The organism is Streptomyces sp. NPDC006012 (assembly GCF_042871185.1).
In the GTDB taxonomy this organism is placed as follows: Bacteria; Actinomycetota; Actinomycetes; order Streptomycetales; family Streptomycetaceae; genus Streptomyces.
The window spans coordinates 322,937-337,164 of sequence record NZ_JBIAIE010000001.1 but is presented as its reverse complement, the minus strand read 5'-3'; the positions used below and the strand labels follow the sequence as shown (position 1 = coordinate 337,164).

Here is a 14,228-nt window from a genome sequence, read left to right as displayed (position 1 = left end):
GCTCCGCCGCGGCGGGTCACCGGTTTCCCCGGTGGCCCGCCGTTTTTGTGCGCGAGCCCTCGTCAGCCTCTGTCAGCCCCCGTACAGCGCCTCGATCTCGGCCGCGTAGACCTCCGCCGCCGCCCGCCGCTTGACCTTCAGGGACGGCGTCAGCAGGCCGTTTTCCTCGGTGAACTCGCCCTCGACCAGGGCGAACGCACGGATCGACTCGGCGCGCGAGACGGCCTCGTTGGCGTAGTCGACGGCCCGCTGCACCTCGGCCCGCAGCCGGTCGTCGCGCACCAGGTCCGCGACCGGGGTGTCGGCGGGCAGCCCGCGCACCGACAGCCAGTGCGCGACCGCCTCCGCGTCGAGGGTGACCAGGGCGGCGACGAAGGGCCGGTTGTCGCCGACGACGAGGCACTGGCCGACCGGCGGACGGCTGCGCAGGCGGTCCTCCAGGACGGCCGGGGAGACGTTCTTGCCGCCGGAGGTGACGAGGATGTCCTTCTTGCGGCCGGTGATGGTGAGGTAGCCGTCGTCGTCGAGGGAGCCGAGGTCCCCGGTGGCGAACCAGTCGCCGGTGCGGACCGCGGCCGTGGCCGCCGGGTCGTTCCAGTACGACGTGAAGACCAGGCCGCCCTTGATCAGCACCTCTCCGTCGTCGGCGATGCGGACGGCCGCGCCGGGGACGGGCCGGCCGACGGTGCCGGGGCGGGGGCCGAGCGGCGGTACGACGGTGGCGGCGGCCGTGGTCTCGGTGAGGCCGTAGCCCTCGTAGACCATGATCCCGGCCGCGTAGAAGAACAGGTTGAGGTTGCGGTCGAGCGGGGAGCCGCCGCTGATGGCGTAGCGCACGCGACCGCCGAGTTCCCCCCGGACCCGGCGGTAGACCAGCAGGTCGTACAGGGCCCAAGCGGCGTACAGGCCGGGGCCGGGGCCCTTGCCGGTGCCGAGGAAACGGTTCAGGGAAGCGGCGGCGAAGCGGACGGCGATGCGGTCGGCGCGGTCGAAGGAGGCGCCGCGGCCGATCCGCTCGGCGGTGGCCCGGCCGGTGTCGTGGATCTTCTCGAAGAGGTACGGCACCCCGACGAGGAAGGTCGGCCGGAACTCCTTGAGCGCGGGCCGGAGTTCGGCCGGCCGGACGCTGGGGAAGTGGCCGGTCTCGATGCGGGCCATCAGGCAGGCGATCTGCAGCGCGCGGCCCAGGATGTGGGCGAGCGGCAGGAAGAGGAGGGTGGCCGCCCGCTCGCCGGTGACCTCCGTGAAGACGGGGTGCAGCAGTTGGACGGTGTTGGCCGCCTCCGCGTGCAGGTTCGCGTGAGTGAGGACGCAGCCCTTCGGCCGGCCGGTGGTGCCCGAGGTGTAGCAGATCGTGGCGACCGTGCCGGGGGCCAGGACGGCGCGGCGCTTGGCGACGTCCTCGTCGGGGACGTCCCGGCCCAGGTCGGTGAGCCGGTCGAGGGCGCCCTCGTCGAGGGTCCAGGTGCGCACCGGTTCGGGGTGGTCCGCGGTGCCGGTGCGGACGGTGGCGGTGTTCTCGGCGGTCTCGGTGACGACGTACCGGGCGTCGGAGTCGCGGACGATCCACTCCACCTGGTCGGCGGAGGAGGTGGGGTAGACCGGGACGGTCAGGCCGCCGGCCGCCCAGACGGCGAAGTCCAGGACGGTCCATTCGTAGCGGGTGCGGGACATCACCGCGATCCGGCCGCCCGGTTCGAGGCCGGCCGCGATCAGTCCCTTGGCCACGGCCATGACCTCCCGGGCGAATCCGGCCGCCGTGACCGGGCGCCAGCCGTCGTCGTCCCGGCGGCGCAGCACCACGTCGTCGGGGGCCTCGGCCGCGTTGGTGAAGGGCAGGTCGGCGAGGGAACCGCTGGTCGGGGGCGGCACGAGGGCGGCGCTGCGGGCCTCGCGGACGACGCCGTGGTCGTCCCTGACGATCTCCACCCGGCCGCGGGTCGCCAGGTCGGTACGTTTCCTCGCCCGGTTCAGGTCCTTGCGTACGCCCATGACGGCTCCCGGTCGTGGCTCGCCCTGCGGAAGATACTTACCGGTGAGTCAACTTACTCACGCGTAGGAGAAGGTCAACAGGTGCGGCACATCGTCCCCCGCACACCACCGTCCGGGACCACCCCAATCTGACGGCCGATCAATTCCTTTGCGCCATAAGAGTTGTGTGAGCCGCGCACGCTCTTGTGTGATGAGCGGTTCCGTTCGATGCTGACGTTTCTTGATGCCCTACGTTCGGAGTTGCCGTATGAGTGCAGAGAGAGCCCCCGTGCGTCGACCGCGCCGCCGCACCGTCCTCGCCGCGGGCGCACTGGCAGGCTGGGCCGCCTTCGCCGCGCAGAAACGGGCGTTCGCCGCCGACGGCGATCCGTGGGACACCAACCCGCGGGTCTTCGAGATCGGCCGCGAGGCGGCCCGCGCCCGGCTCGTGCCGTACGCGAACGCCGCGGACGCGCTGCGCGGCCGGTTCCAGGAGTCGCCATACCACCGCTCCCTCCACGGCGACTGGCGTTTTCGCTGGTCACGCAACCCCGACCAGCGGCCCGTCGGGTTCCACAACCCCGGCTACGACGACGGCGACTGGGACCGCATCCCCGTCCCCTCGAACTGGGAGATCGAGGGGTACCCCGAGCCGATCTACCTCAACATCAGATATCCGTGGATCGGTTACGAGACACCGGACCCGCCCGAGGTGCCCCGCGACTTCAACCCGGTCGGCTCCTACCGCCGTACCTTCACCGTGCCGGACGGCTGGTCCGGGCGGCGCACGCTGCTGTCCTTCCAGGGCGTGAAGTCGGCGTTCTTCGTGTGGGTCAACGGAGAGCGGGCCGGCTACAGCGAGGACAGCTACACCCCCGCCGAGTTCGACGTCACCCCGTATCTGCGGCCAGGCACCAACACGCTGGCCGTGGAGGTCCACCGCTGGTCCGACGGGAGCTGGCTGGAGGACCAGGACATGATCGACCTGTCCGGGATCTTCCGGGACGTGTACCTGTACTCGATCCCGCAGGTGCACGTGCAGGACCTGTTCGTGCACACCGCGCTGGACTCCGCGTACCGCGACGCCGTCCTCACCGTCGACGTCAGCGTGCGCGACCGGAACGGTGACGGCGGGGTGGCGGGGCACCGGGTGCGCGCCGAGTTGTCCGACGGGCGCGGGCGGCGGGTGCTGGACCTCGCGGACGCGGCCGGCGACACGGTGGTGTCCCTGAAGGGCGACGTACGGGCACCCGCGCTGTGGTCCGCGGAGGAACCGAACCTCTACACCCTGGTGGTGACGCTCACCGACGCGAGCGGCCGGGCCGTCGACGTCCACAGCACCCGCGTCGGGTTCCGCCAGGTCGAGTACGGGCCGGGGACCTTCACCCTCAACGGCCGCCCCGTCATGTTCCGCGGCACCAACCGCCACGAGAGCGACCCCGAGCGCGGCCAGGCCGTCGACGAGACGCGGATGCTCCAGGACATCCGCCTGATGAAGCAGCACAACATCAACGCCGTCCGCACCTCCCACTACCCCAACCACCCGCGCTGGCTGGAACTGTGCGACGAGTACGGGCTGTACGTCATCGACGAGACCAACCTGGAGACGCACGGCGTCAACAACAAGGTCCCGGCCTCGCTGCCCGAGTGGACCGACGCCTGCGTGGACCGGCTGCGCTCGATGGTCGAACGGGACAAGAACCATCCCAGCGTGGTCGTCTGGTCGCTCGGCAACGAGGCCGGACACGGCGACAACTTCCAGGTCATGGCGGACTGGGCGCACGCCCGGGACGCCTCCCGGCCCGTGCACTACGAGGGCATGAACGCCGTCGCCGACCTGCACAGCGAGATGTACACCAGCCCGGCCGGGGTCGAGGCGTACGGGAAGTCCCAGAACGCCACGCCCTTCATGCTGTGCGAGTACAACCACTCGATGGGCAACAGCGGCGGCAACCTCCAGGAGTACTGGGACGTCTTCGAGCGCTATCCGAACCTGCACGGCGCGTTCGTCTGGGACTGGGTCGACCAGGCCATCCGGCTGCCGGTGCCCGGTGACTCACGCCGCAGCTACCTCTCGTTCGGCGGTGACTGGCACCCCGGCTATCCGACCGACGGCAACTTCTGCTGCAACGGGCTGGTCAACGCCGACCGCGCGGTCCACCCCGGACTGATCGAGATCAAGAAGTGCTACCAGCCGGTCGGGGTGACGGCGCACGACCTGTCCGCCGGGACCGTCCGGGTGCGCAACAAGCACCTGTTCAGCCGCCTGGACGGCTACCAACTGCGCTGGTCGGTGACCCGTGACGGCACGACCGTGCAGCACGGCACGCTCGCGGCGCCCGAGGTGGCGCCCGGCGCGGAGGCCGTCGTCCGCATCCCGTACCGCGCGCCCGCCGCGCCGGAACCCGGCGCCGAATACTTCCTCGGTCTCTCCTTCGTGCTGCGCCAGGACACCCGCTGGGCCGCCGCCGGACACGAAGTGGCCGCCGAACAGCTTGCGTTGGACTGGCACCGGCCCGCGCCGGAGGACTCCCCCGCCGACGGCGCCCTGACCCTCACCGAGACCGACGCCGAGGTGCGGGTGCACGGGCGGGACGTCGAGGTGGTGCTGTCCAGGACGTCCGGCACCCTGTCCGGATACAGCTGGCGGGGGCGGGCGCTGCTCGCCGAGGGGCCGGTGCCCAACTTCTGGCGCGGTCCGACGGACAACGACATCGGCCGCGGGTTCCAGAAGACCGCGCGGACCTGGCGGGACGCGGGTGCGGGGCGGACGGTGAGCGCCGTACGGGCCGAGCAGCCCGTCCCCGGCGAGGTCGTCGTCACGGTCGACTGCACCCTGCCGACCGCGCCGCAAGCCGCGAGCTGGCACACGGAGTTCCGGGTGCGCGCCGACGGGGAGGTACGGGTGCGGCACACGTTGGACGCGCCTGCCGGGCTGCCCGACCTTCCCATGGTGGGCGCGCTGGTACGGGGGCCGGCGGGCGCGGACCGGCTGGAATGGTTCGGGCGCGGCCCGCACGAGAACTACCAGGACCGCAAGACGTCCGCGTTCGTCGGACGCTGGCGTTCCACGGTGGACGCGCAGGTCGCCCCGTACGTACGGCCGCAGCAGACGGGCAACCAGACCGATGTGCGCTGGCTGTCGCTGACCGACCGCTCCGGCGCCGGGCTGCTGGTGGCCGCCGACCCCGCGGACGGCGGGACGCTGCTGGAGACCAGCGCCCTGCACCACACACCGGCCGACCTGGACGGACCGCGTCACCCTCACGAACTGACGCCGCGCGCCGAGCCGGTGCTGCTGGTCAACCACCGGCAGATGGGCGTCGGCGGCATCAACTCGTGGGGCGCGGCCCCGTTGGAGAAGTACCTGCTGCACGCCGGGCGGACGTACACCTACGGGTATCGGCTGCGGCCGGCGGGCGGGTAGCCGCCGGGGGCGGGGCTCCGCCGGCGAGGCTTGGGGCAGGGCGGCGGTCATCCGCACGCGCCGGCCGGTGCCGGGACGCACCAGAAGGCGGCACCACCGGTCTGGCCACGTCCGCTATCGCAAGGTAAGCAGGAATCTCCCGGCTTCAGCCGGGAGAGCACTTCAAAGCTGGAGTACCAGATCCTCGGCGACCTGAAAGGTTTCCACGGCATTCCCCGTGACGTTCCTGGCTATCCCCCGGTTCCGTGCGTGTGCCTGCTTGAACGAATCTGATGCGACCCACGCCCGGAAGTCATCCTCGCTGTCGAATTCGTTGATCGAAACGTACGGGTGCTCGGCGCTGACAGGACGCAGGAGTGTGCTGCGTCGCAGACCCTTCACGCCCGCCAGATAGCTGTTCATGTTGTTACGGAAGTGCGCTTCGAATTCCTCGGAGCGGTCAGGTGACACGAACAGGCGGTTGGTGGCGACGAACATGTTCCGGTATCTCCTCTTGCGTTCCGCTGTACTGCGCACCAGCGGCTGGTGCACACGCACGTGTCGGGATGCATGACCGCAGCTTCAGGACAGGCAGTGCACCTTCATGCAGTAGTGAGCTTCCAGCCACGGACAGCTCAATGTCAACAGCTCCCAGGGCCGTTTCAACGACTTAACCATCAAGGATCCGTGCTGGTCACGGCATTATGGCGATGGTGAGGCGGCCCGCCGCGCATGCAACGAAGCTCCGGTTAATACCAGTCACCTACCAAGTCGCCTGTTTCGCCCAGAGCTTCTGCGGAACGGAAGTCATCCGGTTCGTCTGCCCGGACCAAGTTCCGTACGACGGACGGCAGTTGGGACACAATTGACGATTGACCGGCACACTTGTCCTACAGCCTCGGATCAATCATGTGGCTGGTGATCGGTGCTGACCGCTGTCCGGTCATGCTGATGGATGTGAGTACGGAGCGTGTCGGGGACCGGGCGGAGGAACTGGCCGCTCTGACGGTTGGGTTGGGGCATCCGTCACCCGGCCGGAGCCGCGGGAGGTGTTCGCGGATCTCATCGAGGGGCTGCTGTCGGACCTGGGCCGCAAGAACGGCTGGACGATGGCCGGGCGGGCCGGGCATGCCACCCCGCACCGGATCCAGAAGTTCTCAGCCGCCGCCAGCACGAACACATCGCCCGCGCCGTCGCCCGGCTGACCGCCGCGCCCCGACACCCGCCTCCTGTTGCGGCCGTTGCGCCATCGTTTCCCGTGCAGAGAAGAAGACGGCCTTGCCCGGAGCACCACGGCTCGGCTGCCTGCCGTGTCCTGCACGGCAGGTCACCCCGCCACGAAGGTCACCTGCTGTGCCTGCGGTCAGGGGCGGGACGAGCCAGGGCAGTACCGGGCCAGGTGGGAACGTCCGGCCCGGCATCGGAGGCCCGACGCGGCGGCCCGGGATTATCGAGTGTGTACGGCGAGTACCGCAGCGCTGCTCGCGAGGGCTCCTCCAGCAGTGTTCCGGGAAGTGACCCACCCGATGTCAGGTCAGGGACCTGGCCGGACGTTGCCGATGCAACCGAAAGGGACCCTGTCGCGACCGGGTTGACGGGAAGACGAGCGCCCACCGCGGACTCGGACCCGGGCGTGACGGCGGAGCTGCGCTGCGGAATCAGCTCGTAACCAGGCCGTTCCGGTGCTGCTCCGGGTGACGACTGCACGTGGTCCCCATACATTCGGTAGAGGAACCGCGCGACCTCCGAAACCGCCACCACTCCCGACCCGGCGGCTTCCAACGCGTTGATTTGCGTCAAGGCTCCCGCACCCCACAGAAGCGCGCCGCCCGCATGCCCCAAGTAACCCAGGTCCTTCTTGGCGCCCAAGGCGAATCCCAGCGCCAGGCCTCCGAAAGCCACCGTACGAGCGTAAGGATTTCCATCAGGGCCTGCGTACGAGAACGCGGCGCCCTCGATCACACCGGCCACGTCCCTGCCCCAGCCCTCCTCGCCCTGGGAATACCGCCGTACCGCGGAGGTCAGACTTGCGGCGGCTTTCAGACCCGGCCCCAGGGTCTGCATGACATGGTTATCGGTCCACACCCCGCTTCCCCACAAAAGACCACCGACGGTAGAGACCGCGTTCGTCAGGGTCGATTTACCATCTTCAGGCCAAATTTTCCCCGTTTTTATCCCATTATGGGCAGCAAGGGCTTGTAGCCCGCTATCGGCGGCAAGCACAAGGAGACCGAGCCCCTTGACAGGGCCACCGTTGAGACCGGAACTGTCGCGCGCGAAACCACCGGACAGCAAACCCATGCCGCCCGCCATGGCGCCGTTCTGGGCTGCCTCCAAGAGACTTTCGCCCCTGTCCGTACCAGGCCGCGTCGCACCAGCGGAGGCCGGCGCCGGAGATCCTCCGCCCTCCAACAACCCCAAAGCGACGCTCTCCGTTGCCCTTGGAGCATCTCCCTGCGATCGGTCAACCGAGCCAGCCATGCGAGCACCTTCCGCTCCGACCTCGGAAATGTAAGAATTTCGCTTGCCGCGCTGCGGGTGGTCCGCACACCCAGGACAACTGCCCAGGATGCGCGAGGCCGTGTCGCGAGCCCCTCCACCCCCGACGCCGCCAGCACGATGTGAAGACTTTGTAATCCAGCCGGGACGAAAGTCGGCAGGAGGGCTCTCAGTACTCCCACACGGAATGTACGTCACAAACATTTAACATGCCATTAGTCTGACGTTAACAATTTGGTCTCTACCCGGCGCCAGGGCGCCGGGTTGGTGCACTTGGGGCACGGCCAACTGACCGGCACCCCTATCGAGACCCCGAATGTGCTACTCCACAGCGTTATTGACGAGTTTCTTTGCCTTGGTCCGGATGCATCCGTGGATCACGCCGGACCACTCGGGGCGCGGCTGTGCGGCGTCCGCCCAGGCGAACTGCCGGTGCGCGGACAGGAAGTCGCGCCAGTGGCCGAGCGCGGTGACGGCGTCCAGGACGTTGCCGACGACGGTCAGGCCGACCGCGTAGCGCGACGATCGCTAAGCACCGCGCTCGTTGCTCCTGCGCGGCTTGCGTGGCGCCTTCCCCCAGGAGCCGACGGGTCGTTGCTGCCGGGCCGTTGCCACGAATTCCGCACGAGTCGGGACAGTCGGCGGCTCAGTCGAGGGAGTGGTTCGCCTGTCCGATGGCCGTGGCGAGGTCGCGTACCGCGCCGTCCTCGGTGCTGCCCGCCAGTTCGTCGGCGTGCGCGCGCAGAGCGTCCGGTCCGGGGGCGCCCGGCAGCCGGCCGGAACGGTCCTCGCCGGTGCGCAGCGCATCGGCGAAGTACGCGGCGACCGCGGTGACCTGGAAGCGGGGGGCCGCGGACCAGACCGAGCCCTGGAGCGCGCCCGCCTCCAGGGCTCCGGACGCCTCGTGCGGGTCACGGGTGGCGGGGTCGAGCCAGCGGACGGTGGCCGTGGCCAGGTGGCCTTGGGCACCGGGCCTGGTGCGCACGGCGTAGAGGGCGGTCACGGTGTGGCCGGGGCCGACCTCGCCGCCGTCGACCCGGTCGTCACGGAAGTCCTCGTCGGCGACCCGCCGGTCGTCGTAGCCGACTAGCCGGAACTCGGCGACCGTCTCCGGGTCGAAGGCGACCTGGGCCTTGGCGTCACGGGCCGTCAGCTCGATGTTGCGGGGGAGCTGCTCGCAGAAGACCCGGCGGGCGTCCTCGGTGCCGGAGACGTACACGGTGTGGCCGTCGCCCTTGTCGGCGAGGCGTTCCATCAGCGTGTCGCCGTAGTCACTGCCGACGCCGACGCCGAAGAGGGTGATGCCGTACTCACGGCGGGCGGAGTCGATGCGTTCGAGGATGGTGTCCGGGTCGGTGGCCCCGTCGTTGGCGAGCGCGTCGGAGACCAGCACGACCCGGTTGGTCGCGCCCCGGCGCAGCCCCTCGACGGCGGTGGCGTAACCGGTTTCGACGCCCGCGCCGAGATCGGTCGAGGACTCGGTCTTGAGCGCGTCGATCGCCTCGTGGACCCGGCCGCGGTGGTCGCCGAGACGGGTCATCGGCAGCACCGTCTCGGCCTCGTCGCTGAAGGTGACCAGCGCGACCGAGTCGTCGTCGCGCAGCCGGTCCGTCATCGCGCCGAGGGAGTCCTTGGCGAGGTCCAGGCGGCCGGGCTCGCCCATGGAGCCGGAGACGTCCACGACGAACGTCAGGGCGGCGGGCGGACGCGCGTCGTCCGCTCCGGCCTCCCGGGTGGCGAGGCCCACCCGCACCAGGGACCAGTCGCCCTCCCCGGTGCGGGCGCCGTCGACCGTGACGCTGAAGCCGTTGCCGTCGGGCCGCCGGTAGTCCTGCCGGAAGCTGTTGACGAACTCCTCCGGCCGGACCGTCGCCGGGTCGGGCCTGCGCCCGTCGGCGAGCGTGCGGCGGGCGTAGTCGTACGAGGCCGTGTCCACGTCCAGGGCGAAGGTGGACAGGTCGCCGGTGGGCTCGGCGGACGGGGAGGGCGCGAAACCCCTGGCGTCCTGGCCCCCGTTCTTCTGCTGTTGCGCCGCGCCGCCGCCGTACGCAGGGGCGGGTGCCTTGGCCTGGTCGGCCCCGCGGGTGCCGCCGTCCCCGCTGCACCCCGTCAGCAGCAGGCCGCCCGCCGTTGCGACAGCGAGCAGTGCGCCCCGCGTCCGCCGTGTCCGGTTTCGCTTCATCTCGTCTGCCCCCTGTGCTGGTTGACGCCGACGTCTGTGACTGTGACGGCACAGGGGGCCGGAACGTGCGGCACGGGGTGTTGCGGATGCATCTCGAAGCGGCCACGGCGGGGGCCCGCCGAGACCGGCGGGTGACCCTCCGTTGACCTAGGAGACGATGTCCTTGCGCGCGAACCCCCGGAAGGCCAGGGCGAACAGCACGAGCGCGTACGTCACGGAGATCGCGGTGCCCTGGATCATGCCGGACCACTCGGGGCGCGGCTGTACGGCGTCCGCCCAGGCGAACTGCCAGTGCGCGGGCAGGAAGTCGCGCCAGTGGCCGAGCGCGGTGACGGCGTCCAGGACGTTGCCGACGATGGTCAGGCCGACCGCGCCGCCGACCGCGCCCAGCGGCGCGTCCGTCTTCGTGGACAGCCAGAACGCCAGCCCCGCGGTGACCAGTTGGGACACGAAGAGGTACGCCACGACCACCACCAGGCGCTGCGCCGCCGTGCCCGGGTCCAGCGCGCCGCCGGTGGGGATCTCCAGCGGACCCCAGCCGTAGACGGCCGTACCGACGGCGAGGGCCACCAGCGGCAGCAGCACCATCGCGGCCAGGCTGAGGCCGAGGCCCACGGCGAGCTTGGACCACAGCAGGCGGGCCCGCGGCACGGGCGCGGCGAGCAGATAGCGCAGCGAGGACCAGCTCGCCTCCGAGGCGACCGTGTCCCCGCAGAACAGGGCGACCGGGATCACCAGGAGGAAGCCCGCCGACACGAACAGGTTCACCGCGGCGAAGTTGGCGCCGGAGGCGGTGGCCGTGTCCATGAGGGTGACCTGGCCGTTGCGACCGCCCGGGTTGCCGCCGATGGCGAAGGCGATGACCAGGACGAAGGGCAGCACGGCGAGGATCCCGCCCATGATCAGCGTGCGGCGGCGGCCCAGTTGCCGGACCAGCTCCACCCGTAGCGGCAGCGTGCGCCCCGGCCGGTAGCCGGAGGCCACCTCGACGGGCTCGGTGAGCGTGCTCATGCGGAACCTCCGATCAGGGTGAGGAAGGCGTCCTCCAGGCGGCGGTGGGGTCCGGCCGAGGCCACGGGCACTTCGAGCCGGACCAGTTCCACCAGCAGCCTGGCGGCGACCGCCGCGGAGTCCCTGCCGGGGGCGAGGACAGGGGCTGGGGCAGGGGCAGGGACGAGGGCGGACGGGTCGGTGAGCGGATCGGCGGCCGGATGCGCGGGCCGGTTCGCCGGCGGCTCCGTCAGCAGCTCCGCGGCGGGCCGACTCACCGGCGTTTCCGTCAGCGGGTCCACGGAGAGACCCATGGCCGGTTCCACGGGCAAGCCCTCGACCTGTTCCGCGGAGAGACCCACGGCCGGGACAGAGGACAAGCTCATCTCCGTGGGCCGGGCGGTCGGGGTCCGGGTCAGGTGGATCAGCAGGCCGCCCTCCGTGCGTACCGCGGACTCCACCTCCGGCAGTGCCGCCACCTTGTCGACCAGCGGATCCGCGATGTCCGCGGCCAGGCCGACGAGCAGGGTGTCGCCCGAGCCGACGATCTCGCCCACCGGGCCGGCCTGGACCAGCCGGCCGCGGTCCATCACCACCAGGTGGGTGCAGGACTGTTCGACCTCCGCGAGGAGATGGCTGGAGACGATCACCGTGCGGCCGGCCGCCGCGTAACGGATCATCACCTCGCGCATCTCGCGGATCTGCGGCGGATCGAGGCCGTTGGTCGGTTCGTCGAGGATCAGCAGGTCGGGCAGGCCGAGCATGGCCTGGGCGATGGCGAGCCGCTGGCGCATGCCCTGCGAGTAGGTGCGCACCGCGCGGGCCAGGGCCTCGCCGAGGCCCGCGATCTCCAGGGCCTCGTCCAGGTGCGCGTCCTCGGCCGGGCGGCCGGTCGCCCGCCAGTACAGTTCCAGGTTCTCGCGGCCGGTCAGGTGCGGCAGGAATCCCGCGCCCTCCACGAACGCGCCGACCCGCGACAGCACCGGCGCACCGGGCCGGATCGCGTGGCCGAAGACGCGGATCTCGCCGCCGTCGGGGGTGATCAGCCCCATCAGCATGCGCAGGGTCGTGGTCTTGCCCGCGCCGTTCGGTCCGAGCAGGCCGAGCACCTGGCCCTTCTCGACGCGGAAGGACAGTTCCCGTACCGCGTACCGGTCCGCCGATCTCGCGTACCGCTTGCTCAGGTCGGTGATCTGGAGCGGGACCTCGGCCAGCGCGGGATCGGGCGGGGGGACCGACGTGCGGCGGCGGGCGGTCAGCAGCAGGGCCAGCGCCAGCACGGCGGCGGCCGGCGGCAGCCACCACACCCAGGACGGCAGCGGCGCCGCCGCCGTCTTCACACCCGGGGCGGTGGGCACGCTCAGGTCGCCCTTGAGGGAGAGGGTGTAGGTCGCCGGGGCGGTGGGTGAGGCGTACCCGAGGTCCGTGGAGGCGAGGACCAGGCGGAGCAGGTGGCCCTTCTGCACGTCGTGGTCGATCGCCGGGAGGGTGACCGTGACGTCCTTGCCGGACCGTGCGCCGGTGACGCGCAGCGGGGTGACCAGTTGTCCGGGCAGCACTTTCCGGGTGCCGTCGGGGCCGACGTCGTACACCTTGCCGAACAGGACGGCGTCGCCGGTGGTCGACGTGACGTGGACGGTGGCCGTCGGGGATCCGGTGATCCGCAGGTCGGCGCTGACCGGCGCCGACTCGAACGCGGCGAACTGGCCGGGGAAGTCGAGGGAGACGCCCACGCCGAGCGCGGACAGCTGGCCGAGGCCGCCCCCGCCGCCGAGGCCGGGCAGGGCGGAGACGGCCGGCGGGCTGGCCCCGGCCGGGTTCTGCACCCGCTGCGGGCCGCCGCTGAGCGCGATCTCCCGGCGGCCCGCCGCCAGGCCCGGGTAGCGGCCGGCGCTCGCGCCGCGCAGCAGCGTCGTGCCGTTGGTGGAGTCGACGCCTCCGGTGCGGGTGATCCGGAACGCCGGGCCGGTGTCGGTGCCCTTCTCCCCCTTGAGGTAGCGGTCGAACCAGGCCGTGACGCGGGCCTGCACCCGGCCGGTCTCCATGTCGCCGCCGTCGTGGCCGCCCGCGATCCAGTCGACGTCGACCGGGGCGCCGTTCGCCCGGATCGCCTTTTCGGCGGCGTCGGACTGGGCGAGGGTGAACAGGGAGTCCTGCTGGCCCTGGACGAGGAGCGTGGGCACCTTGATCCGGCCGGCGACGGCGGACGGGGAGCGCTGCTCCAGCAGGGCGCGGGCCGCGTCGTCCGGTCGGCCCGACTCGGCGACCCGGTCGTACATGGCGCACAGGGACTTCTCGAACTTGCCGCAGCCGCCGCCGGTGTTGAAGAAGATCCCCGCCCACAGCTTCTTGAAGACGCCGTTCGGGAACAAGGCGTCCGCGAGGTTCCAGTACGTGATCTCCGGGGCGATGGCGTCCACCCGGTGGTCGTGTCCGGCGGCAAGCAGGGAGATCGCGCCGCCGTAGGAGCCGCCGGCCATGCCCACCCGCGGGTCGCCCGGCTCGTCCAGCTGGACCTGGGGCTGCCCGGCCAGCCAGTCGATGAGTCCGGAGACGTCGGAGACCTCGTGCCCCGGGTCGTTCAGCCCGATCCGGCCGGTCGACCGGCCGAAGCCGCGCGCGGACCAGGTCAGGACCGCGTACCCGGCCCGGGCCAGGTCCTGCGCCTCGGTGCGCATGTCGTCCTTGCTGCCGCCGAAGCCGTGCGCCAGCAGGACGGCGGGGCGGCGGCCCGCGGCGGCCGAGGTGAAGTAGGAGGTGTCGATGCGCGTGCCGTCGGCCATGGTCATGACCCGGTCGGTCCGGCGTACCCGGGGCGGGTCGTCCGCGGCGGCGACGGCCGTCCAAGTACCGGCTCCGACGAGCACCACGAGGACGGCCGCGGCGGCCCACAGCCGCCGCGCCCCCCGGAGCACACGCCGGCCCGGCAGTCGAAGATCCATGCCCTCAACCGTACGGGCAACCACCGACAACCGATGCAGCCAACAGTCTGAAGACCCGCCACTCCTGCGGGAGTACGCAGCCGCCCGCCCGTACCGCGAACGCGGTACGAACGGGCGGGCGGAACGGCGGCGGGATCCGGCACCGGCAGCGGGGGAATCCCATCACCGGCCGGCGGGATCCCCGTCAGTGGACCCCATCAGGGGCCCCGTCAGAGGACCCCGTCAGAGGCCCCGGTAA

The 14,228-nt window shown here is 71.3% G+C and carries 7 protein-coding genes and 1 pseudogene; 2 read left to right on the top strand and 6 right to left on the bottom strand.

Annotated features, from left to right (window positions below):
* Positions 1–72 precede the first annotated feature (72 nt).
* Complete coding sequence (locus tag ACFYPJ_RS01480; RefSeq protein ID WP_389008693.1) at positions 73–1,992, bottom strand: AMP-dependent synthetase/ligase; 1,920 nt, start codon at positions 1,990–1,992, stop codon at positions 73–75.
* Positions 1,993–2,239: 247 nt separating this feature from the next.
* Here ACFYPJ_RS01480 and ACFYPJ_RS01475 point away from each other — a divergent pair, with 247 nt between their 5' ends.
* Positions 2,240–5,398: a glycoside hydrolase family 2 TIM barrel-domain containing protein gene (locus ACFYPJ_RS01475; protein ID WP_389008690.1), complete on the top strand. Its 3,159-nt coding sequence runs from the start codon at positions 2,240–2,242 to the stop codon at positions 5,396–5,398.
* Between the two features lie 162 nt (positions 5,399–5,560).
* Here ACFYPJ_RS01475 and ACFYPJ_RS01470 read toward each other — a convergent pair whose 3' ends face one another.
* Complete coding sequence (locus ACFYPJ_RS01470) at positions 5,561–5,875, bottom strand: antibiotic biosynthesis monooxygenase family protein (RefSeq protein ID WP_389008687.1); 315 nt, start codon at positions 5,873–5,875, stop codon at positions 5,561–5,563.
* A 551-nt stretch (positions 5,876–6,426) separates the two neighbouring features.
* On the opposite strand from ACFYPJ_RS01470, the gene ACFYPJ_RS01465 reads away from it, so the two are divergent.
* Entirely contained in the window at positions 6,427–6,582 is a 156-nt protein-coding gene (locus ACFYPJ_RS01465) for a hypothetical protein (protein ID WP_389008684.1), read from the top strand.
* Between the two features lie 1,615 nt (positions 6,583–8,197).
* Here the strand turns inward: ACFYPJ_RS01465 and ACFYPJ_RS01460 are convergent.
* From ACFYPJ_RS01460 to ACFYPJ_RS01445, 4 genes and pseudogenes are all read right to left on the bottom strand, one after another.
* A pseudogene (locus ACFYPJ_RS01460) lies at positions 8,198–8,389 on the bottom strand (ABC transporter permease); the annotation flags it as partial.
* 133 nt (positions 8,390–8,522) lie between these two features.
* A complete protein-coding gene (locus tag ACFYPJ_RS01455) occupies positions 8,523–10,058 on the bottom strand; it encodes a von Willebrand factor type A domain-containing protein (protein ID WP_389008681.1) in 1,536 nt (511 codons plus the stop codon).
* Positions 10,059–10,205: 147 nt separating this feature from the next.
* Positions 10,206–11,069, bottom strand: a complete 864-nt coding sequence (locus ACFYPJ_RS01450) for an ABC transporter permease (RefSeq protein ID WP_389008678.1) — start codon at positions 11,067–11,069, stop codon at positions 10,206–10,208.
* Positions 11,066–13,990: a CocE/NonD family hydrolase gene (locus ACFYPJ_RS01445; RefSeq protein ID WP_389008676.1), complete on the bottom strand. Its 2,925-nt coding sequence runs from the start codon at positions 13,988–13,990 to the stop codon at positions 11,066–11,068. Before ACFYPJ_RS01445 ends, ACFYPJ_RS01450 begins: the two co-directional genes overlap by 4 nt.
* Positions 13,991–14,228 lie beyond the last annotated feature (238 nt).

Bases quoted from the DNA above. Each gene is read 5' to 3' on its own strand.
- ACFYPJ_RS01480 (WP_389008693.1), bottom strand. From the start codon at position 1,992: ATGGGCGTACGCAAGGACCTGAACCGGGCGAGGAAACGTACCGACCTG.
- ACFYPJ_RS01475 (WP_389008690.1), top strand. From the start codon at position 2,240: ATGAGTGCAGAGAGAGCCCCCGTGCGTCGACCGCGCCGCCGCACCGTC.
- ACFYPJ_RS01470 (WP_389008687.1), bottom strand. From the start codon at position 5,875: ATGTTCGTCGCCACCAACCGCCTGTTCGTGTCACCTGACCGCTCCGAG.
- ACFYPJ_RS01455 (WP_389008681.1), bottom strand. From the start codon at position 10,058: ATGAAGCGAAACCGGACACGGCGGACGCGGGGCGCACTGCTCGCTGTC.
- ACFYPJ_RS01450 (WP_389008678.1), bottom strand. From the start codon at position 11,069: ATGAGCACGCTCACCGAGCCCGTCGAGGTGGCCTCCGGCTACCGGCCG.
- ACFYPJ_RS01445 (WP_389008676.1), bottom strand. From the start codon at position 13,990: ATGGATCTTCGACTGCCGGGCCGGCGTGTGCTCCGGGGGGCGCGGCGG.